The sequence below is a fragment of the uncultured Dialister sp. genome (genome assembly GCF_900541605.1).
Classification (GTDB): domain Bacteria; phylum Bacillota; class Negativicutes; order Veillonellales; family Dialisteraceae; genus Dialister.
Map to the genome: position 1 here is coordinate 13642 of NZ_UQKJ01000003.1, position 24037 is coordinate 37678.

A 24037-nucleotide genomic window follows, 5' to 3' on the forward strand; every position below is an offset into this window, starting at 1 on the left:
CATTTTTCCAGGCCCGGCCGACGTTAGGGGATGGAGTATCTGGGATAAATACTGTATGTCAGAAAAATGACCCCTTCCTCCTGTTTACCGCCATGGCAGGAATTGCTATGATACAGGCAGCAATTCGCAATAAAGGAGGCTGCATGATGGGATACGTGTATATATTGACTAATGTATTAAAGACTACCCTTTACATTGGTGTCACCAATGACCTCCGGCGCCGGTATGCGGAGCATTTCTCTGAAGTTAATGACGGATTCACGAAACGATACCACCTGCATTCCCTGGTGTATTTTGAACAGTACAACGATATCAGGGAGGCCATCCTTCGAGAGAAACAATTAAAATCCTGGTCCCGTGCCAAAAAGGTTGCCCTTATCGAAAGAATGAACCCCGAATGGATCAACCTGGCCAGTCAGTGGGTGTAACACCGTCACAGGCATTCATCTGAGTGATTTCAGGAATACAGGGCTTTCCTCCGGATTCAGGAGCTGCAACACCGTCATAGTCATTTAGCTGGGAGATTTCTCGACTCCTTCTCACATACTATTTTTACAGTTATCCTCATTCCGGCGCTTACCTCCGCTCGAAATGACGAGGTAAGGTCATAGAAAAAAAGCCGGAAAACGGTAAGCAGCAAATAATCATCTTCCACACCCCGTCATTTCGAGCGGTGGAAGAATGCGGTATAACTCTACCGTCAAGAATCGCTACAGCTTCGACGAGTCGAGAAATCTTTCTTGCGTTTGGGAATACAGGTCATTCCCCGTGATATTAGAGTTGTAACACCGTCACAGGCATTTTCCTGGGAGATTTCTCGACTCCTTCTCACATACGATTTTTACAGTTATCCTCATTCCGGCGCTTACCACCGCTCGAAATGACGTTAGGAGGATATAGCCACCAGAAAAATAACGGTATTTCTGAAAAATGACAGATTCCGCCCCTCGTCATTTCGAGCGGTGTGAGCATGCTGTATGACTCTTCTGACAAAAATCGCTACAGCTTCGACGAGCCCCGAAATCTTTCTTGTGTTCGGGATTACAGGGCTTTTCCCCCCGGATTCAGGAGCTGCAACACCGTCATAGTCATATATCCGGGAGATTTCTCGACTCTCTCTCACATACGATTCTTATGTTCTTCAACAATCCGGCGTTTACCTCCGCTCGAAATGCGGAGGTCCTGCATAGGACCTCCGAGCCGGGCCCAAGTTGGCGCTTTTTCTGCACAATAAAGCGCTTTCCTTTTAGGGCTCGGCCGTCGCTAGAGGGAAAGTATCATTATACTGAAACCGTCTCCTTGAAGCCCACTCTACTCGCCCCCGTCATTTCAACTGGTGGGAGAAAAGGCGGCGGAGCCGCAGTGGGGACTCAAAAGGCGGCGCTTCCTGATTTGTGCGCCGCCACCACCATTCCTCATTCCTAATTCCTCATTCCTGATTTTTATACGCACTCACCGCCATTTAAATATAAAGAAAGCAGCATCGGAATGGCCGCTCCATTCCGATGCTGCTTTTCTTTACAGTCCCATTTTTTCTTTATAAGCTTTGTCTTTTCCGCTGGCCCGGCAGTCTTTGCAGTAGCCGTAGATTTCTACTCTCGGTTCTACCGCTTCGAAGCCGTATTCCCTGTCCATGTACCGTTCGTATCCCTTTTCCAGTTCCACGTCCACCGGAAAGATTTTGTGACAGGAGAGGCAGATGGCGTGGTGTACCGGCGTGCCCTGGGCGTATTCGTAACGGGTAAGGCCGTCATCCAGCATGGTGGAGCGTAGGAGCAGGCCTTTTTCCGCCAGGGCTTCGCAGTTCCGATACACCGTGGACAGGCTGAGGCGGGTGTCTTTGCCCCGCACCGCTTCATACACTTCTCCGGCCGTCATGGGAAGGCTTTTGTCCAGGACTTTCATGATCATGACCCTGGCTTTTGTCCTTTTCAAATGCTTCCGGACCAGGATTTCTTCGTAATTTCCCATATGATGATTACCCATTTCTTCCTCCGCATTCCCGCGGATTAATTACATAGTATACTATATAGTTTCATTATATGGTTTTTTGACCGATTGGTCAAGAAAAAGTAAAAGAATGGGACACGATGAGGTCGAGTGTACCCGCAGCCCTGCCGCTGTGATACTGTCCTGCGGTGGAGTCCTATGCTCACCTGCTGCATCAAAAAACCGCGGCCAGTGATTTCTCACTGTCCCGGTTTTCTTACAGGCACTACTTATTTGATATCGTACATGCCGCTGACTCCTTCTTTGAGGTTGATGTAGATGTTCTTCAGCTGGCTGTAGTGTTCCAGGATGACCTTGTGGGTTTCACGGCCGATGCCGGACTGTTTGTAGCCACCGAAGGGAGCGCCTGCGGGGAGGTCGTTGTAGGTATTGACCCACATACGGCCGGTCCGTACGCCGCGGGCTACTTTCAGGGCGGTATTGATGTTCTTTGTGAACACGGCGCCGCCTAAGCCATAGACGCTGTCGTTAGCCAGGGCGATGACTTCATCGGCAGTCCTGAATTTCTGGACAACAACCACCGGTCCAAAGATTTCTTCCTGGCATACCCGGTCGTTCGGGTTGTCGGTGACAAGGATGGTCGGTTTCATGAAGAAGCCCTTATCACAGCCGTTTTCGGTGTACCGTTCGCCGCCGGTGATGAGCTTTGCTCCTTCCTGGATGCCGATCTGTACGTACTTCAGGACTTTATCCTGCTGGGCTTTGTAAATCTGGGCGCCCAGCTGGGTGGAGGGGTCTGTAGGATCGCCGATCTTGACGCTTTCGAAGGTGGCTTTCAGGTGTTTCAGGAATTTATCGAAAATGCCTTCCTGTACGAAAAGGCGGGAGCCGGCGCAGCATACCTGGCCCTGGTTGAAGAGGATGCCCTTGCAGGCACCGTCTACGGCCTGGGCAAGGTCAGCATCGTCGAATACGATGTTTGCGGATTTGCCGCCCAGTTCCAGGGTGACAGGAATGAGCTTGTCGCAGGCAGCCTGGTATACGCCGTGGCCCACTTCGGTGGAGCCGGTGAATGCGAGCTTATCCAGGTCCGGATGGTCCAGGAGCCACTGGCCGGATTTGGAGCCTTTGCCGGTGATTACGTTCAGTACGCCCTTCGGAAGTACGTCCTGGATGAGACGGGTGAATTCCATGAGGGACAGGGATGTATGGGAGGACGGTTTAATGACAATGGTGTTGCCTGCGGCCAGGGCCGGAGCCAGTTTCCAGCATGCCATGGTGAAGGGGAAGTTCCAGGGAATGACCTGACCTACCACACCTACCGGTTCATGGAGGATGAGGGACAGGGTATTGTCATCGAGCATGGTGGCAGAGCCTTCCCATGCCCGGAGGCAGCCGGCGAAGTAGCGGAAATGGTCGCTGCCCAGGGGAATATCGGCAGCCTTGGTCTCGCGGATAGGCTTGCCGTTGTCCAGTGTTTCCACCAGTGCCAGATGGTCTGCATTGGCATCAATGATGTCTGCAATCTTTAAAAGGATATTCTGCCTTTCAATGGGAGATGTCTTGGACCAGGCGGGAAGGGCAGCTCTTGCTGCTTTCACAGCTTTGTCCACGTCTTCTTTGGTAGCTTCAGCGAAGGAAGCCAGCCGTTCGCCGTTGGCCGGGTTGTGGGCGTCAAAGGTAGTGCCATCGCCGGCGGGAACAAATTCGCCATTAATGAAAAGGCCGTACTCATTCTGAATGTCTGCTTTTGCCATAGGAAAATACCTTCCTTTCGAAGAATGGGAGAAGAAAGGGCTATGGCCTGGCGGCCAGGGCCTTCTCTCTCCCTATAATTTTCCACTGAAATTTATACGATTGTCCGATGGTTCAGCGGTAATATCTCACAGCGGACCGAAAAGAAATACAACTTTTCATACTGTACGATGGTCACTTTCTCTCGGAACAGGTGCTGTGACATCAGTATACCATGGAATGGTATGTTATTCAACAGAATCGATATAGTTATAAGGCATGGCGGGTTATAAAAGGGAAGGCAGCGGCCTTTGGCCGAGGCTCTGTCCTCCGGACATGGCTCTGCCTTACGGCAAGGCTGTGGCCTGCGGCCAGGGTGGTGGAGGCGGTGCACAATTCATGTAGCGCCGCTTTATGAATCCTGACTGCGGCTTCGCCGCTGGTTCCAGCGGAATCCCTCTGTCACTGGCGTGACATCTCCCTTTGAAAAAGGGAGACTGCCCGGTCACGGCTATGCCGCCATTGAGTCCCAATGTCGTTTTCCCAAAATAAAAAAGAAGCCCCCGGAGGGACTTCTTTTTGTGCTTCTAATGGAATTAGAAGATGTAGTTCAGGGATACGGACCAGAGATCATCGTAGTCGGTATCGGTGTCAGTCTTTACGTCGAATGCATATTCAGCGTGGAGCTTAACGTTCTTCTGGAGAATGACATCGCCCTGAGCCAGCCAGTATTTAGCAACAGAAGCAGATCCGCCATCAGTATCAACAACGCTTGCCGGTACTACATTGTAGGTAGCATCATCAATGAAGGAGCCTTTTTCAGCGTGGAGGTACTGAGCGCTGAGATCCCAGGTGCCCGGTTTCTTCCAGTCAGCATGACCATAGCCGAGGCCTGCGGTCCAGGTGTAGGGGTCACCCTTGTATTCGGTGTTCTTGTAGTAGTCGCCGAATACGTTGAAGTCACCGCCAAGGCGGGCAGTGAGGCCGGCACCAAAGAGGCGGGCATCTAGGGAGTCCTTGCCGTCCAGGTATTCTACGTCATAGGAAATGCGGCCTGCATCGCCATAGACACGGCCCAGGAACATTTCGTTATCATTCTTGGTATCTTCTTTGCTGGGATCACCAAGATGTCCTGCAATCAGACGGCCATAGCCCAGGTCTACATTGACTTTGCCGAGAGCAGCGGTAGCGATGGCACCATCGAATTCATCATCAAATTCAGTGCCGGTCTGGCCAAGGAACAGGTCCTGACGGCCCAGGGTTACACCGAAGTTATCACCGAACTGGTGGTTCACTTTCAATTCTTCCATCCATACATGGTCCGGATTATCGGCTGCCTTGAAATTCATGTCGTAACGGAGACGACCGGTTACGGTGGTGGAATCATTGACCTGGGCCTTGGCGATGATCTTCATACGGCCATCCCATTTATCCTTAGCATCGCCGGAGCCATCATCTTTGTAGCTCTGGTTGAAACGCATACGAGCGTTGCCGGACCAGGCAATGTTGCCAACTTTCTTTTCCAGGTTGGAAACGCGAACGCCCAGGTTGGCCAGTTCGTCAGCGTATTTGCCAGCCAGTTTGTCCAGGGTTGCACGCTGTTCAGCGTTCAGCTGGTCTTCTTTAGCCATGAGGCGGGCGATGATCTGAGCCAGTTCGTAACGGGTCATGTTCCGTTCACCTTTGAAGGTGCCGTCCGGATAGCCTTCTACAACGCCCTGGTCGGAGAGGTCGGATACGGCCTGGTAAGCCCAGTCATCAGGGGTTACATCGGAAAACGGATTTGCTGCGTATGCGGATACGCCAGCGGTGAGTGCAGCGATAGCTGCGAGTGCGAGAATCTTTTTCATAGATCTTCACTCCTTTAGAAAATATATTGGAAAACCTGCCCTATTTTCGAAGGAGTGAACAATAACTATGGCAAGAGTGTCCGTGTTTCCTCTGCCTTACCCTCTCTCCCCCGCCATATCCCCAGGGCCGGAAATATAGTTATGCTTAGCATACTATAAAGGCCGATTCCACCGCAACCGGTAAAATGAATGTTTATGCGTTTTAATTCATATCTAACCAATCTGGGATATTCCTTTTATGGAATGAAAAAAGAGGAACCCCACAACGGGATTCCTCTTCGAATCGGTGCCTTTATGAATATGAAATTATTCTATACTATCTTTCCGGTAAGTGCAAGGGAAAAATGAGGTCGAGATTGAGATCGAGGTAAGCAGCGGCAAAGCCGCGGGAACACCATTTTCTTCCTCAATTCAAACATTCCTCTGTAACACCGTCACAGGCATTTAGCCGGGAGATTTCAGGATTACAGGGATTTTCTCCAAGATATTAGAGTTGTAACCCCGTCATAGTCATATATCCGGGAGATTTCTCGACTCCTTCTCACATACGATTCTTACAGGTACAGTCACTTCGGCGCTTACCTCCGCTCGAAATGACGATAAACGGAGAGGGTCATTTTTCAGAAATACCATTATCTTTCTGATGACTTTATCCTCCTAACGTCATTTCGAGCGGTGTAAGCATGCTGTATAACTCTACCACTAAGAATCGCTACAGCTTCGAGGAGCCCCGAAATCTTTCTTGTGTTCGGGATTACAGTTCTTTTCCTCCCGAACTCAGGAGTTGTAACACCGTCATAGTCATATATCCGGGAGATTTCTCGACTCTTTCTCACATACGATTTTTATATTCTTCAACAATCCGGCGCTTACCTCCGCTCGAAATGACGAGGTAGGGTCATAGAGAAAAAGCAGGACAACGGTAAGCAACGAATCCCCCACCGCTCCGTTCCGCTAAAACGGCCAGCCACCAGACACATTCCCCCTATTTTGGCGGGAAGCATTTCTTCATCGTCACTGGGCCGGCGTCCCACCAGGCCCGCATCGGTCAGAAAAGCCAGGGCATCTTCTTCGGTGGACCATTCTTTCTTATGTATCTGCCGCTCCAGGGCATGGTACTGCTTCCTGATATCCATAAACCTCTTTTTTACTTCCTGTAAATCCATATTTTATGTATCCTTTTTTACCAGCAGCGACACGGTCTCCACATGCATGGTCTGAGGGAACATGTCCACCGGCTGCACTTCTTTTGTTTCATAGCCCAGGGCGGCGAGGATTTTCGCATCCCTGGCAAAGGTGGCGGGGTTGCAGGACACGTAGACGATGCGGGCGGGCTCCATGGCGGCCGCTGCTTTCAGCACGTCTTCGCTGCAGCCGGCGCGGACGGGGTCCATGACGATGACATCCGGCCGCTCGCCCTTTTCGTAGAGCTCCGGCATCAGCTTTCCTGCGTCGGCAGCGTAAAATTCCGCATTATCAATATGGTTGAAGGCGGCGTTCTTCTTCGCGTCTTCAATGGCTTCCTTCACGATTTCTATGCCGATGACCCGTTTCGCCTTCTTTGCGAGGCACAGGGAAATGGTGCCGGTACCGCAGTAGGCATCGATGACGGTCTCGCCGCCGGAAAGGCTGACATAGGTGAGGGCCCGGTCATAGAGGACCTCGGCCTGTTCCTTATGGACCTGGAAGAAGGAAAAGGGGGATACTTCGAAGGACAGGCCAGAGAGGGAGGCGGTAAGGGTCTTCTTTCCCCACAGGTGATGGATGACGGGGCCCAGAATGGCATTGCCCCGGCCGGACTGCACGTCGTGGTAGATGGACACCACTTCCGGCAGGAGCTTCTGCATTTCCTCCACCCACAGTTCCTGGAACGGCAGCACTGCCGTGGCGGTGACGATGACCACCATCACTTCACCCCTGTCCCCTACCCGGGCCATGATGTGGCGTATGTCGCCTTTTCTGCTTTTTTCGTTATACCCCCGGACATGGTGGCGGGTCATGAAGCCTTCCACAAAGCGGAGAACCCGGTTATTTTCTTCTTCCTGGATAAGGCAGCCATCAATGGGCACCACCTGGTGGCTTCCCTGCCGGTAGTAGCCAAGGACAGGTCCGCCAGTGACCTGGGCCACGGGAAGGGCCATCTTGTTCCGGTAGTTCCAGGGATGGGCTGCACCGAGGATAGGAAGCACCCTGTTTTCCGTGAAGCCGCCGATGCGGGTCATCACGTCCTTTACCCTCCGCTCTTTCACTGCCAGCTGTCCTTTATAGGCGAGATGGGAAATCTGGCAGCCTCCGCAGGCGTGGTATGCCGGACACTCGGGCACCGTCCTTTCCGGGGAAGCCTGTTCGATGGAAATGAGCTTTCCCTGGGCGTAGGATTTCTTCACCACCACCATGGAAGCCTTCACGATTTCCCCCGGCAGGGCTCCCGGGACAAAGACTGTAAAATCTTCTACAGAACCGATGCCTTCCCCATGGATTCCCAGATCCCGGATGGGGATGGTATAGACTTCGTTCAGTTTGACAGGTACATTTCTTTTCGTCATGGCGGTGCTCCTTTGGTTATTTTCCCCATTATAGCAGTTAAAGCCGCCTCAAGTGAAGAGTATAAGGCCATGCAAAAGGCAGGAGCCCCTGCCGTCCATGCCGGCCCGTGGGCTCCTGCCCTGTATCTTTTCTTCCAACACAAAAACTCCTGATTCGTCCCAATGCCGCTGCAAGGTGGGGCTGGGGCCATCTTCTTCCACCATGAAGCCAGGGGTACCGCAGGATGGGATGTCTGTGCCCACAGGGAAGAGCAGGTGGCCTTTGCCACTCATGATTTCTGACAGGTTTTTCCTCAGGAGTTGCTGTTTGCAGTGAAGAGAGCTGCTGGCGGTAATGCTGCTGAGCTTTTTCTCTTCGTCATATGAATTTTTCAGCGCGCCGGAGAGGGGGAAATCATATGAGGAAATCCTTTCCTTCCGGCCCCGGTTCCATGGATATGCGCATCCGGGAGAAAGGGAATTCTTTCCGGCCTTTTCACCTCTCACTTATATAGTACCGGCAGAAGGGAAAGATTCCCAGCCCGATTTCCGGGATAGATGATACTGAAGTGTGGTGGAAGGGCTGCAGGGGAATGGTTATCTCACTTTTCTGTTTCTGCCTTTTTACAGAAAGTCAGGCCACGGCCCCCTTCCAGGGAACTGCGCAGGAGGATAATCCGGGGAGGTTCTATGGGAAAGCCCTTTTTATTTCCCCCCATTCTTTCCGATATGGAAAAGTTTTTCCGTATTTTCCAGGGCATGGAGGCGGAGTTCTTCTGCGGTCACGTGCATATAGGAAGCCAGGGTTTCTACGACGTAGGTAATATTCTGGGGTACATTGGTCCTGGGCAGGTGGAATCCCCGGGGGGGGGTAAGGTAGGGCGCATCAGTTTCCACAAGCACCCGGTCCAGGGGCAGGATAGAAACGGCATCCCGGAGGGCATCCCCCCGCCGTTCGTCGCAGATCCAGCCGGTGATGCCGATGTAGAAGCCTATGTCCAGGAATTTCCGGAGCGTTTCTTTGTCCCCTGTGTAGCAGTGAACCACAGACAGCGGCGGCAGGTCTTCATGCCCCCGGAAGCAATCGATGAAGTCCTCTGCCGCATCCCTCTCGTGAAGGAACATAGGCTTATGGAGTTCTTCTGCCAGGTCAATGAGCTTCCTGAAGAAGTGAAGCTGATTTTCTTTCTTCGCATACATGTGGTCATAATCAAGGCCCGTCTCCCCCACTGCCAGAATCCGCGGATTGGATTGGATGATTTCCCGGACCCTGTCCACATCCCGGTCTTCCGCTGTATCGGAAGCATGGGGATGGATACCGGCGGTGCCATAGAGGTCATGGGTCTTCACGAAATCATTGACCAGTTCATTTTCCTCCCTGTCGGAGCCGGTCAGGATACACCGGATGCCTGCATTCTCGGCCTGGGAAATAATCTTTTCCGGGTCCGGGAAGGAGCGGGAAAAGAGATTGAGCCCTATATCGTAATATTTTATATCCATAGGAATGTCCCCCTTTGATCAATGGCCCTGGGGATTCCATGATCCCAAGGCTACCTGTAATCATACTGGAAACCACAGAGCCTGTCTATCCCATGACCGGTAGTGGATTTCCCATCATAAAACCCTTCGGAGGGGAATCCGAAGGGTTTTATGACTGCTCCTATACATCAGTGCTTACTGATTATTTGCCTGCATTCTTCAGGGCAATTCTCCAGTCGCGGCCCTGCTGATGAACGTCGTTCACATCAGCCTTCTGGACTGCGTCTTTGTTGGATTCAACTTCTGCCTTTTCAGCAGCGGTCAGATGGATACTCTGGTCCTGGTCCGGAGCGCCTTTCTTTTCAGCGTTGTAGAGGGCAATACGCCAATCTCTTCCGGGATCTCCTGCTGCGGTGGGTTCAGCAGCCTGTACACCAATTGCTACGCAGGACAGTGCGATAGCTGCGCCAGCCAGTGCCATGGTCAATTTTTTCATAGATATCTACTCCTTTCAGTATTTGCTGTATATACAGCTTCTATCCCATATCATATTACTTTGCCTTCAATTTGTTAATAGAGGTAAGTAATATTATTTATGCATAGTTCATTGTAGTAAAAGAGATATCATTTTCCACAAGGCAGCGGCTTTCTCCCCCTATGGGTAACAGGGCATATATCCCATGGCCAGTACCGGCTGCAGGGCTCCGTAAAGGGCACAAGGAGTCTATTTCTGCCAACCAAAAAGGACCTCTTCAGGTCCTTCAGAAGTCTGGAGCGGATGAAGGGAGTCGAACCCTCCTGTCCAGCTTGGGAAGCTGGCGTTCTACCGATGAACTACACCCGCAAAGCGGGGTCAAAGCCCCATGCACGAATACGTACGGATAGATAATACCACATTTTTGCCGATTTCGCCACAGGGAATTGAAGATTCCCGAAGAGTATGGTCCCAGATATACGGCAGAATGGCAGGAAGGAAAGAACTATTGCGGTTTATCGAGCTGTTAGAGCGGTGCTGATAGATGGAGTCATTCGTGTGGGGGCTTCTAGCTTCTAGCCGCTAGCTTCCAGGAAGGCTCTACAGCCTACGGCACGAATGACTGACGGAAATATCGGATGAGAAGCGCCGCAGGCGGAACAGATTTCCTGGCAGCTAGAAGCTAACAGCTAGGGAAGCGCTGATTAATTCGCAGAGTCAGATTTTATAAGGATTTTTATGCACTGCTTCGTCATAACTCTCCTTAAATAGCTCGCTATTCGCGTCGAGTTATTCCTCGCATTGCATAAAAATCCAAGAATGAAATCTGACAACGATTTAATCAGTGCTTCCCTAGCAGCCCCGTGCCAGTGACTCTATCCAACAGCATGCCAAACCGCTCACTCTAACAGCTCGACAAACTGAAATATCGAATAGTCTCCGGACTGGTCTGTAAAAAAAGCAGACCCTTCGGCCTGCTTTTTGGTTCATCAGTATTTGTCTCCGTAGAGTTCTTTGTTTCTCTGGATAATGGCCATGATGCGGCTTGCTGTCTCTTCGATGGCCTTGTTGGATACATCGATGACCAGGCAGTGAAGCTGACGCATGACTTCCTTCGCATAGGTCAGTTCGTCCTGGATGCGGGCAATATCCGTATAGTTGGCAGATCCGGAGAATCCCAGAGCCTTCATCCGTTCAGCGCGGATGGTATTCAGCTTGTAGGGATCAATAATGAGGCCGATGATACGGTACGGCGGCACATGGAAGATTTCTTCCGGCAGCGGTACTTCCGGCACCAGAGGCAGGTTGGCCACTTTATACTTCTTGTGGGCCATGTACATGGAAAGAGGGGTCTTCGATGTACGGGATACACCAATGAGCACTATATCGGCTTTGGCAAAGCCCGCCGGATTCTTGCCGTCATCATATTTGACGGCGAATTCGATGGCTTCCACTTTCTTGAAGTATTCTTCATCCAGCTTATGGATGATGCCTGGCTTCATCCGGGGCTTCGAGGTGGTAATGGTACCTACCATGTCCATCATGGGACCCAGAATATCCACATACCGTACATGTTTGGCTTCGGCAATCTTTTCAAAGGTCTGCCGGAGTTCAGGGCTCACCAGGGTATGGCAGACCACGGCATGGTGTTCCGCCGCTTCTTCTACCACTTTTTCCACCTGTTCCGCATGGCGGATGAAAGGAACTCTGACGACATCGATATTTTCATCGAACTGGCTGATAGTGGCCTTAGCCACGCTTTCCGCCGTATCGCCAAGGGAATCGGAAACAACATAAACTTCAGGGATTTTACTCAAAAGGGTCTGCCTCCTTTATCTCTTCCCTCTTCCCAGTTCCAGGAAGAGGCGGGTAATATTGGTCTTGGAAATCCGGCCTTTCAGCTGGAATTTCTTTTCCCCATTCACATCTTTAAACGTACCTACCGGAAGGCAGTCGATTTCATAGTCAATCAGTTTCTGGGCAATGGACACCATGTCATCCTGGGGTTCCGCATAAATCATTTTTGACCTGGATGTCATGACCATGGAAATGGGAACCTTTGCCAGGTCTTCCCTGCCCATGGCCGCTTTCAGGAGATCCTTACGGGATACGACGCCCAGGACATCATCTACATCGCCCACGAAAATGGTGCCGATATCTTCTGTAAAGAGAAGGACCGCTGCATCATAGGCATTGGAATCCGCATTGACAAGGACGGGCCGGGACATGCAGTCCTCCGCCGTACAGGAACGGATTTCCGCAGCCGCAGGATCCTCTCCGCCTCCCAGGTAGTAATAGCCCAGTCTTCGTCTCGCCGCAATGACTTCTCCGGAGAGAAGGACGGCCAGATCCCCGCGCAGGGCGCTTCGAGTCACGTGGAGTCGCTCTGCTATCATTTCTCCCGTAATCGGTCCGTTTTCCCGGACAATACGGGTGATTTCTTTCTGGCGGCTGGTAAGCTGCATCTTTTCTCCTTTCTTGCAATCAGCAGGGCATGGTACAGGAAATAAAACATGGTATCTGCCCTTATTAAGGCAAAACGGGACTGCTCTCGCAGCCCCGGATGCCGGAATTGTTCACGTAGCGGGAGAACAGCAGGAAGTCCCTGTTACCAGGTGTAGTCTTCTACTTCTTTCAGTCCCCTGCCGGTAGCTGCATCGAGCATAAGTCTCTGTTCAATGCGGGCTACGTTTCTCTTGGTGGCCTTTACCATATCCGGGTTGACGGATACATAGTCGATGCCGCTCTTTACCAGGAATTCAGTGAAGTCCGGGTATACGGACGGTGCCTGTCCGCAGATGGATACGGTCTTTCCATCTTTATGGGCGGTAGCAATCAGGTGGCGGATGGCTCTCTTGATGGCCAGGTTTCTTTCATCGAAGAGGGAAGAAACGGTGTCGTTGTTTCTGTCGCAGCCAAGGATGAGCATGGTCAGATCGTTGGAGCCGATGGAGTAGCCATCGATGTACTGGTTGAACTGGTCAGCCAGGATAATGTTGGACGGGATTTCAGCCATGAGGAACAGTTTGAAGTCCGGACCTCTTTCCAGTCCTTCTTCCTTCATGATGGCGGTAACCTTAGCTGCTTCTGCTACGGTGCGGCAGAATGGAATCATGCAGTTCAGGTTCTTCAGGCCGAATTCTTCACGGACTTTCTTTACTGCCTTCAGTTCGAGGCGGAATGCGGCGGTGTACTTCGGATCATAGTAACGGGAAGCGCCTCTCCAGCCGAGGAGGTCAGCCGGTTCTACCGGTTCATACTTGTCGCCGCCCTTGAGGTTTCTGTATTCGCCGCTCTTGAAATCGGAGAACCGGAGAACCACAGGCCGCGGAGCCAGTGCCCGGCATACTTTGGAAATGCCTTCTGCCAGCATGTCGATGACCTTTTCCGGTTTGCCCTGTTCGATGAGGTACAGCGGATGTTCATGGATAAAGGTGGTCCAGATGAATTCTTCTCTCATGAGGCCGATGCCGTCGCAGGGAAGGCTTGCATATTTATCAGCCAGGTCCGGATCGCCGAGGTTCATCATGACGCCGGTGCCGGTGGGTGCGAAGTATTCAGCAGCCACAACGGTGGCACCTGCCGTACCAGCGGCAGCAGCCGGTTCATTCTTCTTAACCAGGTCTTCTACGATGCCTTCATAGACGATACCGTTCTGAGCATCGATGGTGATGTCCTGGCCGGTCTTCAGTACTTTGGTGGCTTCCACGCTGCGGCTCTTTGTGCCGACTACGCAGGGGATGCCCAGTTCACGGGAAACGATGGATGCATGGCAGGTCATGCCGCCGGCATCAGTGACAATAGCAACGGCTTTCTTCATGGCCGGTACCCAGTCCGGAGAGGTCATGGTGGTGACGAGGACTTCGCCATCCTGGAATTCATCGATGTCTTTTGGATCTGTAATAACGTGGCACTTGCCTGCTGCCATTCCCGGGCTTGCCGGAAGTCCTTTGACCAGTACTTTATGATCAGTTGTCATTTTCACTTCTTCATTACCTGCTTTCTTTTCTTTATTCTTCTTGGACCATACGGTTTCCGGACGGGCCTGGAGAATCCAGATGCGGTCCTGGTGGTCTACAGCCCATTCCATATCCATGTAGCAGCCATAGTGTTTTTCAATGGCCTTTGCGTAGGAGGCGAGTTTTACGACCTGGTCATCGGTAAGCGCCTGTGCTTTGGCACGTTCTTCCGGTACCTTTCTTTCTTCTACATCGCCGCCGGGTTTACGGACAAGTTCAATGGACTTTTCATTGACAATGCGGGATTTGATGGTAAGGTCCGCTTTATTGACGATGAAGTTATCCGGGGTGACAGTACCCTGTACCACGTATTCCCCAAGGCCCCAGGAACCTTCAATCATGACGCAGGAATCATCGCCGTTGGCAATGTTCACGGTAAACATGACGCCGGCCACCTTGGAGTCAGCCATCATCTGGACAGCTGCAGAAAGGGCTACATTTTCATGGTCGAAATGTTTCTTTGCTCTGTAGTACACAGCGCGGTCGGTGAATGTGGAAGCGTAGCATTCCTTCACCTTGCGGATAACCATGTCACGGCCGGTGACATTCAGGTAAGTATCCTGCTGGCCTGCGAAGGAAGCATCCGGCAGGTCTTCTGCGGTAGCGGAAGACCGGACAGCCACATAGGGATCCTTTTCATTGACTTTCTTAGCCAGTTCTTCATATGCATCACCGATAGCCTTGGCCAGGTCAGCCGGCATTTCAGCAGATACAATGCTTTCACGAATCTTTGTGCAGACTTCATGAAGTTCTACGGAATCTTCAACATCCTTCAGATCCTGGAGCAGTTCATGAATCTTTTTGTTCTGTCCTGTGGTTTCCATGAAATAGCGGTAAGCATGGGCAGTGGTTGCATAGCCATAGGGAACAGGAACCCCGGTGGAAGTGGTCAGTTCACCAAGGGAAGAAGATTTGCCCCCAACCAGAGCTACATCTTTCCGGTGCAGTTCATCAAACCATAAAACATAAGCATTCTCTCTTGCGTCCATCATAGCCCTCCTTAAGGTATGAAGATAAGAAATGTAAGAAGTGAAATTCTTGTACACTCTTTTCGTATCAGCAAGTTTATAGTATACCTTTATAATTGGAAAGTCAAGGTATTTCATGAAATAATGACACCTTAATAGGGAGCAGGGATATATTCTTATGTACTTTATTTCCTCTTTTTGTAAAATAGCGTAAAAAAAGAGTGAAACCCTATGGCTTCACTCTTCAGGTATACATAGATCCCTCACATCAGCCCGCGAATCAGGATGACGAGGATCAGGAGGGGCAGGACGAACTGCAGGTATGGCTTGATCCAGCGGGGCATCTTCAGGCCGCTGCCTTTATTCACTTCCGCAATATAATTGTCAAATCCCCAGCCGTATTTTGTCACGCAGAACAGAAGGTACACCAGGGCGCCGCCGGGGAGAAGGATATTGCTGACCAGGAAATCTTCGCTGTCCAGTACATCCCTGTTTCCAATGAAATGGACGCCGGAGAGTACATTGTACCCCAGGACACAGGGGATGGAAAGGATGAATACGGCAGCCAGGTTGATGAGTACCGATTTTTTACGGCTCCAGCCGAAGTTATCCATGGCACAGGCGATGAGGTTTTCAAAGACCGCAGTCACCGTGGAGAAAGAAGCGAAGGTCATGAAGACGAAGAACAGGGTGCCCCAGAGCCGGCCGGCAGTCATGTCGGTGAAAATTTTCGGCAGGGTAATAAAGATAAGGGACGGTCCCTGGTCCGGATGCACGTTGTAGGCAAAGCAGGCAGGGAAAATAATGAGTCCGGACAGGAGAGCCACGAAGGTATCGAGGGCCGTAATGCGGACCGCTTCCCCGGTGAGGGTGAAATCATCGGCCATGTAGCTTCCGAAGATTTCAAGGGCTGCAATGCCGAGAGACAGGGTGAAGAAGGCCTGGTTCATGGCAGCAGCGGCCACGTTGCCGATGCCCGCTTCCACCGCCCGGTTCCAGTCAGGCAGGAGGTAAAATTCCAGTCCCGGCTCACCGCCTTTCAGGAAAAGGCTGTGAAGCGCCAGCACTACGATGAGGATGAGGAGGCAGGCCATCATGACCTTCGTAATCCGTTCCACCCCGTTATGGAGTCCCAGCCCGCAGACCAGGAAGCCAAGGACCACGGTAAGAGCCATGAAAATACCCATTTCCAGCGGATTTCCCAGCATGGCGGTAAAGACGACGGGAATGGCATCCTGGGTAATGCCCTGGAACGTGCCGGTCAGGAATTTCCAGAAGTACCCCAGCATCCAGCCGGATACGGTGGTGTAGTACATCATGAGGAGGTAGCAGCCGGCGATACAGAACCAGCCATGAATGTGCCAGTGGCTGCCGGGCTTTTCCAGTGCCCTGTAGGCCTGTACCGCACTCTTGCGGCTGCCCCGGCCCACGGCCAGTTCCATGGTCATCACGGGGATGCCCATGAGGACGAGGAAGCAGAGATAAAAAAGGACAAATACGGCTCCCCCGTATTCGCCGGTAATGTAGGGGAATTTCCATACATTGCCGATGCCGATGGCACATCCTGCACTGACGAGCAGGAACCCCAGGCGAGATTTGAAACTGTCGCGATTTTCCATTGAAGAAGCTCCTTTTTAAAGCAGGCCAAAGCCCCGCCAATTTCTGAAAAAGAGGGGCTTCTGTGCTTTATGGTAATAGTGTTTCTATTTTATACCGAATTTCACTGATTTTCCAGTCAAATATGGGATAAAAGGGGCAAATAAAAGAAGTGGCCTCATACCAGCCACTCCCGAATTGATAAAGAGAAAAACATCACCACCGATATCCCTTGAAATACCGTTCCACGAAGGGGATGCGGTCCATGGTGACGGTCCTGCCGGACAGGTAAGACAGGGGGCCCGCCTCCTCACCGAAGGAGAAGGTGACCCGGAAAGCACAGAGAAGCTGCCGGCGCTCCCCCATTTTCCGGTTCCACTCTTTGGACCCGTACTTGTCATCCCCTAATAGCGGATGTCCCCCATGGGCCATCTGGCTCCGGATCTGGTGGGTACGGCCGGTGAGAAGGCGGCATTCCACAAGAGACAGGCCACGGCCAAAGGCCTTTGTCTCATAATCGGTAATGGCGGTCCTGGCACCTTTCACCGGGTCTTCCGTCACGTAGACCCTGTTCTTCCGGGCATCCTTGAAAATATAATTTTCCATCCGCCCCGCCGGCGGCTGGAGGCTGCCCCGCACCACACAGAGATAGGATTTCTTCACTTTCCGTTCTTTAATCAGGCGATCCAGGATATGGCCGGTCTCTTCGTCTCTGGCAAAGAGAAGGATGCCGGACGTATTAAAGTCGATGCGGTGCACCGGATAGGCAGCTCCCTGTCCCTTTCCTGCCAGCATACCATTCACCCGGTCAAGAAGAGTATCCTTTTCTTTTCCCGTCACGTCCAGAGACAGGAGCCCCGCCGGTTTGTTCACTGCCAGGATATGGTCATCTTCGTAAAGAACGTCCACCGGTGGCAGGGACTTCTTCTTTTCCTCCAGCACAAAGGAAATGACCCGGTCCCCTTCGGCCAGGCGGTAGGAGGGATCTTCCTTTTTCCGGTTCACTTTGATCTTATTCGTTCTCTGGGCCTTCATAAAAAAAGAACGGGGCCAGCCCTTCTTTTCCTGAAGATACCGGTCCAGCCTGAGGCCTGCTTCTTTTTTTGTTACCTGCCACTCTTCCATGGTGATTTCCTTTCCTCAATTCAAGAGCATCGGAGGCAGCGGGTCTTTCTCTTCCGCCTCTGCCCGCCGCCGCTGGTCCTCTTCCACCATGGCCCGGATGGTACGGAATACTTCCTCTTCATGTTCTCCGGCCACATCAAAGGCGCCGCACATGGCCTGGGACAGGGATGTCATGATGAAATGATACTGTTCTTCGTTAATTCGTATATCCACCTGCCCATCACCCAGGGTCTCCACGTTAATCAATGCTTCTTTCCGCTCCATAGGATTTCCTTTCTTCTTCACCTTCAGTGGCAGATGGTTCCTTTTTCCTCTTCTCCATATTCCCGGCCAAGGACCGTCAGGAACGCCTCTGCATCCTTCACATGGTGGGCCGGAATGCCCGTTATATAGCAGGCCGCCGCCAGAAGAATATACTTTGTCTCTTCTTCCGTTCCATCGGAATGGATGGTGAATCCTTCCTCCCCTCCCTGCAGGAAAATGGAGACCTTCTTTTTTCCTAACTTATCCATGGCTTTCCTCCCTGTATGACTGATGTTCTGTTTCTCACTTCTTATGCTACACGAAAGAAAACATAAAGGCAAGATAAGGTACATGCAGTTTTGCCTGCTCAGTCGCAAAAGTTTCCGGCCGTTAGTGAGGAGTGAGAAGTGGTTGTGGCGGCGCACAATTCATAGAGCGCCGCCTTATGAATTGTGCGCCGCCACCTTCCCCTCGGACGAAGTCCGTTCCCCTTGCGCCACTTCGCCGAAGCCGTTACTCTTTAGTCCCTCTTTCTATCCCTTCAATCCATCCTGCGCCTTTGGCGCGGCCCTTCTCCAAGGGCCTGCATGCTTACGGTAGTGGAGACTCCAGACGTCCAACAAAAACAGAATCAGCAGTGAACCCCGGTCATGTATCATAAGGCGGCGCTTCCCTATTTATGCGCCGCCACAACCATTCCTCATTCCTAATTCCTCATTCCTGATTTTCCTGCACGTCCCATATACTTATCACAACTATTTATATGTTTAATGATTATATCCTATTTTTATTATTAATTATTTCCTACTATACTGAATACAGGGAGAAAATTCTCCTGCAAGATGCGTTTTACTGCCTGTAAGATGCTTAGCATAATCTATATATTATAATAAATATTTTCTATTATATTTTATGCATGATTTTCCTTTATAATGATATGCAAGTAAGTCACAAATAAATCCTGCGTTCCCTGACAGGAGGAAAGGAGAATGAACAATAGAGAGTATCTCCAACTTGAAGGTGCCTCCCTGGTAGAGGAAGCACTGCTGGCATTCACTTCTCCCGCCAAGGGCAGCGACCTGTATCCCCTCCTTTGCGGTTCCGACGGTTTATTGTCTGAAAGTGAGAAGCTGCCGGATTCCTTTTTCTGGGACTACGTGCTGCTCCGCCTGTATCTGGCGGAGCGGGAAATCCGGACATTCAAAAGCGGCTTCGGCTGCCTGGAGGCCCTGGTAGAAGGAATGGAAGAGAGCCTGTCCCATTTCCCGGATGTTCTCCGCGCCCTTTCCGTCCGTCGGGCGCTGAATGGCTCCTTCCTGCTCGCCGGAAGCCGGGCCCATTATCCGGACCGGGACTCCGTGGACCGGCGTTTCCATTTCTTCCGGACCCTCCACGGAGATGGAGATCCCCTATTTCTCCTCCAGGCCATCGCCAAAGCCCGGAATATCCATCTGTCTGAGAAGCAGGTTTCCCTTCTCATGGAAGAAACCCGGCATTACCTCGCTTTCCTCCATAAAAAGCTCTGCAGTTTCACGCCCCGGGAAATTACGCGGCGTGCCTATACCCTGACGCCGGTCATTTCCTTTGCTTCCGGCTCCGAAGGATTGGCGGATTCTTCCCTTCTCGCCTTCCTCACCGGCCTCGCCCTGAGCTGTCTCATCCTCCTGTAGGAGAAAGAAATCCCCATTCCCGGGCTACCAAAAAAGGAATGGCTAGAGTACAATGGGGACATACGATAAAAAGAAGGGAGTGGTCCGCTGTGGATATGGATAATTACCTGGTCAATATGGGAATTACCGCTGCCCAGCGGGCTTTCTTTTCTTACATGGCCAAGCCCCAGGGGAGCTACGGGCTCCACATGATTTTCCGGCTTTTCCTGAAAAGGAAGAGCATCATCATGCACGATCGGGAGCGGCCCCACTGGTGCCGGTTCCTGGCGGATTACTCCGTTTTCCGCCTTTACATCGCCCAGTTCGTCCTGAAAGCCTATGCCCGGGATTATCCGCCCCTTCCCAGCCTCTATACCGGTTTCGACAGGATTGATGAATCTTTCCCTGAATTCATAAAAAAAGAAGCGGACCCCGGCCGGGGGGTGGGAGATATTTCCCTGCTGCCGGACCACCTGGAGACCCTGTATTCCCCGGAGAAAATCGAAGCTCTCCACGACCGTTTCAACAGGATGGCGGAAAAGGCGGAGCGGGATACAGACAGCCCCGATGCAGCCCTGAAGAGTTTCACCACCGAGGTGCTGTCCTACCTTTCCGGAAAGGATGAAGTTCCCCTGTATACGCCGGTTTTCTGGTTTTTTTCGAAGGAAACCCTGGACTATGCCCAGTACCTGGCCGATTTCTATAAAGGTCTCATCCCGGAAAGCTATTATGAAGGAATGCATGCAAAGCCCTATGAAGAAGTGGAGCGGGAGGAAGATTCCTTCTACACGGACTACCGGCTGCCAGCGTATATTTTCTTCTTCGTGGCCGGCCTCATCTGCATCGTCCTGGCCAGGGCATGAAGGTATGGGGAGATTATTGCATGTTCATGGAGAGGATCATTTGTGCAGGGGCTTCGGAGATTCATCTCAGGCATATTCGCGTTAAGGAAGCGCTGATTCATTCGCAGAGTCAGATTTTCTAAGGATTTTTAACCATTGTCAGTATTGTAAGGCCGATAGAGACATTTTTCCGGGAGATCTCTCGACTCTCTCTTACATTCGACTTTTATATTTCCCGTCATTACGGCGCTTACCGCTCGAGATGACGATTTGGGTACAGAGTCTGCTGCAATGAATGCCGGTATCCGTAAGATACCAAATTGTAATACGCTCAGGTTAACGTCAATCATTAATACAAATGTTCCTGAGGAAAAACACCAGGAGCCAGCAGCCCCGTGCGAGTGGCTCTGTACACAAGCATGCAGAAGCCCCCGAATGGAAGGAGTATTATGTATCATAAAAAACTGGAAGAAGATATCCGCTGTCCTTTGGAAAAAGGGCTCCAGGTATTCGGAGGAAAATGGAAATCCCGTATCCTCTGCGTACTGAATGAAACAGGCACCCTCCGCTACGGAGAGCTGAAAAAGGAAATGGTCAATGTCACCGACGCGGTACTGGCGGATTCCCTGAAGGAACTCACCGCCGACGGCATGATTCTCCGGAAATCCTATAACGTCATCCCGCCAAGGGTAGAATATTCCCTGTCAGACCGGGGAAAGTCGGTGATTCCCATTCTCCAGTCCATCTGCCGCTGGTCCGGCCAGTTCCAAAAGGGAAAAACAGACCACGTCATGCGGCAGTGTGAGAAATGTGACTACCGTTTCCCCCAATAAAACTTTTTAAAAGAATTCCTCACCGGAGTACTATGAAATTTATGAGTTTCTCATAAATTTCATAACTACTTTAAAAGGGCGAGGATTTTTTGTATGCTATGTACAGTTCAAGAACTACAGAAGCGCGCTTCCTTGATTACTTTTGAAAGGAAGTTTATGAGATGAATAAGAATGTAAAAGAACTGCTTGAAAACCATATGTGGGACCTGGCCACCTGCCTCGATAACAAGCCCAATGTGGTACCGGTAGCCTTCAAAGAGGTCACAGAGGATGGAAAGCTGGTCATTGGCGATGTCTTCCTGGATACCACGCTGAAGAATATTGCCGGAAATAATGGTTCCATCGCCATTTCCGTGTACGATGACAAGAAACTTGAAGGATACCAGATCAAAGGCACCGCTTCTTACACCACAAGCGGCGTCCTGGTGGACAAGTACAAGAAGATTGTGGAAGACATGTTCCACGGTGCTGCCACCTGCAAAGGCATCCTGACGGTCACCCCGGAAACCATCATCGTCACCACCCCGGGCCCGGAAAATAAGAAAGTACTGTAAAACTGCGGTGCGCTGCTGGAAATTTGCCCAGGGAAGCACTGATTGCGGTTAGAGTCATAGCCATGAGCATTGAGCCAGGGAAGTACTGAGTGCTCAAGGCTGGATAAGTTGGCTCATAGCCTTGCCCATAAAAGCACCTGCCTTTTGTATCCAGCTCAAGGCTATGACTCCAACCGTCAGCATGCCAAAATACCTGCCCCAACAACTCGATAAATTGAAATTGTCATATATCACCTCCTTATGATACCTTATTATCATAAGGAGGTTTTTTCATGACAGCTGACAGAAAAAAGGGGATCCTTTCTGCGTCCCTGGGGTCCATTCTCTGGGGTTCCAGCGGCATTGCGGGACAGTTTCTCCTCATTAACCAGGGCATTTCCCCGGAATGGCTTACATTCTTCCGACTCTTTTTTGCCGGAGTGCTGCTGGTCCTCATCGCCCAGTTCCTGAAGGGCCATGTTTTTTCCATCTGGAAAGATAAAAAAGACCGGCTCACCCTTCTCATATTCGGCGCCTTCGGCATGCTGGGCACCCAGTACTGTTACTTTGCCTCCATCCGGTACAGCAATGCCCCCACCGCCACTATTCTGGAATACCTCATGCCTATCCTCATTATTTTCTGGTGCTGCATTTCTGAGAAACGGCTGCCCAGGGGAAAAGAAATCTTCTGCACCCTCTTCGCCGTAGCCGGTACTGCCCTCATCGCCACCGGCGGCAATTTCCATTCTCTGGCCATATCGGAAAAAGCTCTTTTCTGGGGTCTCGTCAGTGCCCTGGCCTGTGCTCTGTACACCGTGGAGCCCGTGAGGATTATCAAGAAATACGGGGCGCCGGAGGTGGTGGGCTGGGGCATGTTCATTGCTTCCCTTTTCATGATGCCTGTCGCCTTCCTTACCCCCTTCACCGGCGTCTTGGACATGGATACGGTGCTGGCCTTTGTATACGTGGTCATCTTCGGTACCATCTGTTCCTTCGTCCTCTACCTGGGAAGCGTGGCTTATATCCAGCCGGCGGAAGCCAGCATTATTTCCGCCCTGGAACCTTTTTCCTCCATCATTTTCTCTTTCTTCATCTTCAGCCTCCTCTTCGGCTTCTGGCAGCTCCTGGGTATGGTACTCATCATCCTCGCCGTTGGAGCGGTGGCAAGGAAGTAGTGGTGCCGGTGCGGAAAAATCAGGAATGAGAAATCAGAAATTAGGAATTAGGAATGGTGGTGGCGGCGCACAGATTTGGAAGCGCCGCCTTTTGATTCCTGGCCGCGACTTCGCCGCACCGGAAGCCCAATACTCCCGACCGCAAGAAAGATTTCTCGACTCGTCGAAGCTGTAGCGATTTTTATCAACATAGTCACTCAGCATACTACCACCGCTCGAAATGACGGGGGTGTGGGAAGGGTCATTTTTCAGAAATACCGTTATCACTCCCGGTGACTATATTCCCCTTAACGTCATTTCGAGCGGTGGTAAGCGTCGGAGTGAGAGAAAACATAAGAATCGTATGTGAGAGAGAGTCGAGAAATCTCCCAGATAAATGACTGTGACGGTATTACAACGCTATCTGCTGTGGGAAGCCCGGTATTCCCGAACACAAGAAAGATTTCAGGGCTCCTCGAAGCTGTAGCGATTCTTAGGGAAAGAGTCATACAGCATGCTTACACCGCTCGAAATGACGAGGTATGTAGAGTCACCCGAAAGTGTGGCGGAGCCGCTTCCACAGGAAACTCCCCATAAAAAAATTCCCGGAAATGGATGTCCATTTCCGGGAATTTTTATTATTCTCAGAATACGTCTTTCAGAACGATGGTCTGTTCACGGCTTGGGCCTACGGATACGATGCCGATAGGTACACCGATGAGCTTGGAGATGCCTTCCAGGTATTCTTTGCAGAGAGCCGGAAGTTCATCATAATTACGGATGCCGGAAATCTTCTGTTTCCAGCCTTTGAATGTCTTGTATACGGGGGTAATCTTTTCCAGGAACTTCAGGTCCGCCGGATATTCCTTCACTTCCTTGCCTTCGTATTCATAGCCTGTGCAGACTTTGATTTCTTCCATGTCATCCAGGATATCGAGGCGGGTAATGGCCAGGTAATCGAAGGAGTTCAGGGCAGCGGCATAGCGGACAGCCCGGGTATCGAGCCAGCCAACGCGGCGGGGCTTCCTCGGCATGAAGCTCAAGAAGAGCTGCGAGCACACC

General features: G+C 51.4%; 21 protein-coding genes and 1 tRNA gene. 6 read left to right on the forward strand and 16 right to left on the reverse strand.

What is annotated here, in order from left to right; all coding sequences use genetic code 11:
* The first annotated feature begins 143 nt into the window (after nucleotides 1-143).
* Complete coding sequence (locus QZR21_RS00445; RefSeq protein ID WP_296096215.1) at nucleotides 144-428, forward strand: GIY-YIG nuclease family protein; 285 nt, start codon at nucleotides 144-146, stop codon at nucleotides 426-428.
* Between the two features lie 1090 nt (nucleotides 429-1518).
* Here QZR21_RS00445 and QZR21_RS00450 read toward each other — a convergent pair.
* From QZR21_RS00450 to QZR21_RS00520, 15 genes are all read right to left on the reverse strand, one after another.
* Nucleotides 1519-1986 carry a Fur family transcriptional regulator gene (locus QZR21_RS00450; RefSeq protein ID WP_296096216.1) on the reverse strand — a complete coding sequence of 156 codons (468 nt, stop codon included), beginning with the start codon at nucleotides 1984-1986 and terminating at the stop codon, nucleotides 1519-1521.
* A gap of 233 nt (nucleotides 1987-2219) precedes the next feature.
* Nucleotides 2220-3707: an aldehyde dehydrogenase family protein gene (locus QZR21_RS00455; RefSeq protein ID WP_296096218.1), complete on the reverse strand. Its 1488-nt coding sequence runs from the start codon at nucleotides 3705-3707 to the stop codon at nucleotides 2220-2222.
* A 573-nt stretch (nucleotides 3708-4280) separates the two neighbouring features.
* A complete protein-coding gene (locus QZR21_RS00460; RefSeq protein WP_296096220.1) occupies nucleotides 4281-5534 on the reverse strand; it encodes an S-layer homology domain-containing protein in 1254 nt (417 codons plus the stop codon).
* Nucleotides 5535-6403: 869 nt separating this feature from the next.
* Nucleotides 6404-6700 (reverse strand): hypothetical protein, encoded by a 297-nt coding sequence (locus tag QZR21_RS00465; RefSeq protein WP_296973169.1) that lies wholly within the window; start codon nucleotides 6698-6700, stop codon nucleotides 6404-6406.
* Between the two features lie 3 nt (nucleotides 6701-6703).
* Nucleotides 6704-8080: a 23S rRNA (uracil(1939)-C(5))-methyltransferase RlmD gene (rlmD, locus tag QZR21_RS00470; RefSeq protein WP_296096226.1), complete on the reverse strand. Its 1377-nt coding sequence runs from the start codon at nucleotides 8078-8080 to the stop codon at nucleotides 6704-6706.
* A 684-nt stretch (nucleotides 8081-8764) separates the two neighbouring features.
* Nucleotides 8765-9559, reverse strand: a complete 795-nt coding sequence (locus QZR21_RS00475; RefSeq protein ID WP_296973172.1) for a TatD family hydrolase — start codon at nucleotides 9557-9559, stop codon at nucleotides 8765-8767.
* A gap of 181 nt (nucleotides 9560-9740) precedes the next feature.
* Entirely contained in the window at nucleotides 9741-10034 is a 294-nt protein-coding gene (locus tag QZR21_RS00480) for a hypothetical protein (RefSeq protein WP_296096231.1), read from the reverse strand.
* 274 nt (nucleotides 10035-10308) lie between these two features.
* Nucleotides 10309-10382 (reverse strand) — tRNA-Gly (locus QZR21_RS00485).
* Between the two features lie 620 nt (nucleotides 10383-11002).
* Nucleotides 11003-11830, reverse strand: a complete 828-nt coding sequence (locus QZR21_RS00490; RefSeq protein WP_296096233.1) for a pyruvate, water dikinase regulatory protein — start codon at nucleotides 11828-11830, stop codon at nucleotides 11003-11005.
* A gap of 15 nt (nucleotides 11831-11845) precedes the next feature.
* The gene (locus QZR21_RS00495) at nucleotides 11846-12478 is read right to left on the reverse strand and encodes a helix-turn-helix transcriptional regulator (protein WP_296096234.1); all 633 of its coding nucleotides are present in this window, start codon (nucleotides 12476-12478) and stop codon (nucleotides 11846-11848) included.
* Nucleotides 12479-12621: 143 nt separating this feature from the next.
* Nucleotides 12622-15021, reverse strand: coding sequence for a phosphoenolpyruvate synthase (ppsA, locus tag QZR21_RS00500; protein WP_296096236.1), 2400 nt, complete (start codon nucleotides 15019-15021; stop codon nucleotides 12622-12624).
* 242 nt (nucleotides 15022-15263) lie between these two features.
* Complete coding sequence (locus tag QZR21_RS00505; RefSeq protein WP_296096237.1) at nucleotides 15264-16619, reverse strand: sodium-dependent transporter; 1356 nt, start codon at nucleotides 16617-16619, stop codon at nucleotides 15264-15266.
* A 193-nt stretch (nucleotides 16620-16812) separates the two neighbouring features.
* Entirely contained in the window at nucleotides 16813-17721 is a 909-nt protein-coding gene (locus QZR21_RS00510; protein WP_296096240.1) for an RluA family pseudouridine synthase, read from the reverse strand.
* Nucleotides 17722-17736: 15 nt separating this feature from the next.
* A complete protein-coding gene (locus QZR21_RS00515) occupies nucleotides 17737-17985 on the reverse strand; it encodes a hypothetical protein (protein ID WP_296973177.1) in 249 nt (82 codons plus the stop codon).
* Nucleotides 17986-18008: 23 nt separating this feature from the next.
* Entirely contained in the window at nucleotides 18009-18233 is a 225-nt protein-coding gene (locus QZR21_RS00520; protein WP_296096243.1) for a hypothetical protein, read from the reverse strand.
* A 720-nt stretch (nucleotides 18234-18953) separates the two neighbouring features.
* Between QZR21_RS00520 and QZR21_RS00525 the strand changes: the two genes are divergently transcribed.
* The 5 genes from QZR21_RS00525 (at nucleotide 18954) to QZR21_RS00545 (ending at nucleotide 22996) form a co-directional block, all read left to right on the forward strand.
* On the forward strand, nucleotides 18954-19634 hold the full coding sequence (locus tag QZR21_RS00525) for a hypothetical protein (RefSeq protein ID WP_296096245.1): 681 nt from the start codon (nucleotides 18954-18956) through the stop codon (nucleotides 19632-19634).
* An 89-nt stretch (nucleotides 19635-19723) separates the two neighbouring features.
* Nucleotides 19724-20476 (forward strand): hypothetical protein, encoded by a 753-nt coding sequence (locus tag QZR21_RS00530; protein ID WP_296973180.1) that lies wholly within the window; start codon nucleotides 19724-19726, stop codon nucleotides 20474-20476.
* 428 nt (nucleotides 20477-20904) lie between these two features.
* Nucleotides 20905-21288, forward strand: coding sequence for a helix-turn-helix domain-containing protein (locus QZR21_RS00535; protein WP_296973184.1), 384 nt, complete (start codon nucleotides 20905-20907; stop codon nucleotides 21286-21288).
* Nucleotides 21289-21449: 161 nt separating this feature from the next.
* Nucleotides 21450-21842, forward strand: coding sequence for a pyridoxamine 5'-phosphate oxidase family protein (locus QZR21_RS00540; RefSeq protein WP_296096249.1), 393 nt, complete (start codon nucleotides 21450-21452; stop codon nucleotides 21840-21842).
* Between the two features lie 272 nt (nucleotides 21843-22114).
* Nucleotides 22115-22996, forward strand: coding sequence for a DMT family transporter (locus QZR21_RS00545; protein ID WP_296096251.1), 882 nt, complete (start codon nucleotides 22115-22117; stop codon nucleotides 22994-22996).
* Nucleotides 22997-23619: 623 nt separating this feature from the next.
* Here the strand turns inward: QZR21_RS00545 and QZR21_RS00550 are convergent.
* The coding region (locus QZR21_RS00550; protein ID WP_296973188.1) for an adenylosuccinate synthetase at nucleotides 23620-24037 on the reverse strand (418 nt) is incomplete at its 5' end.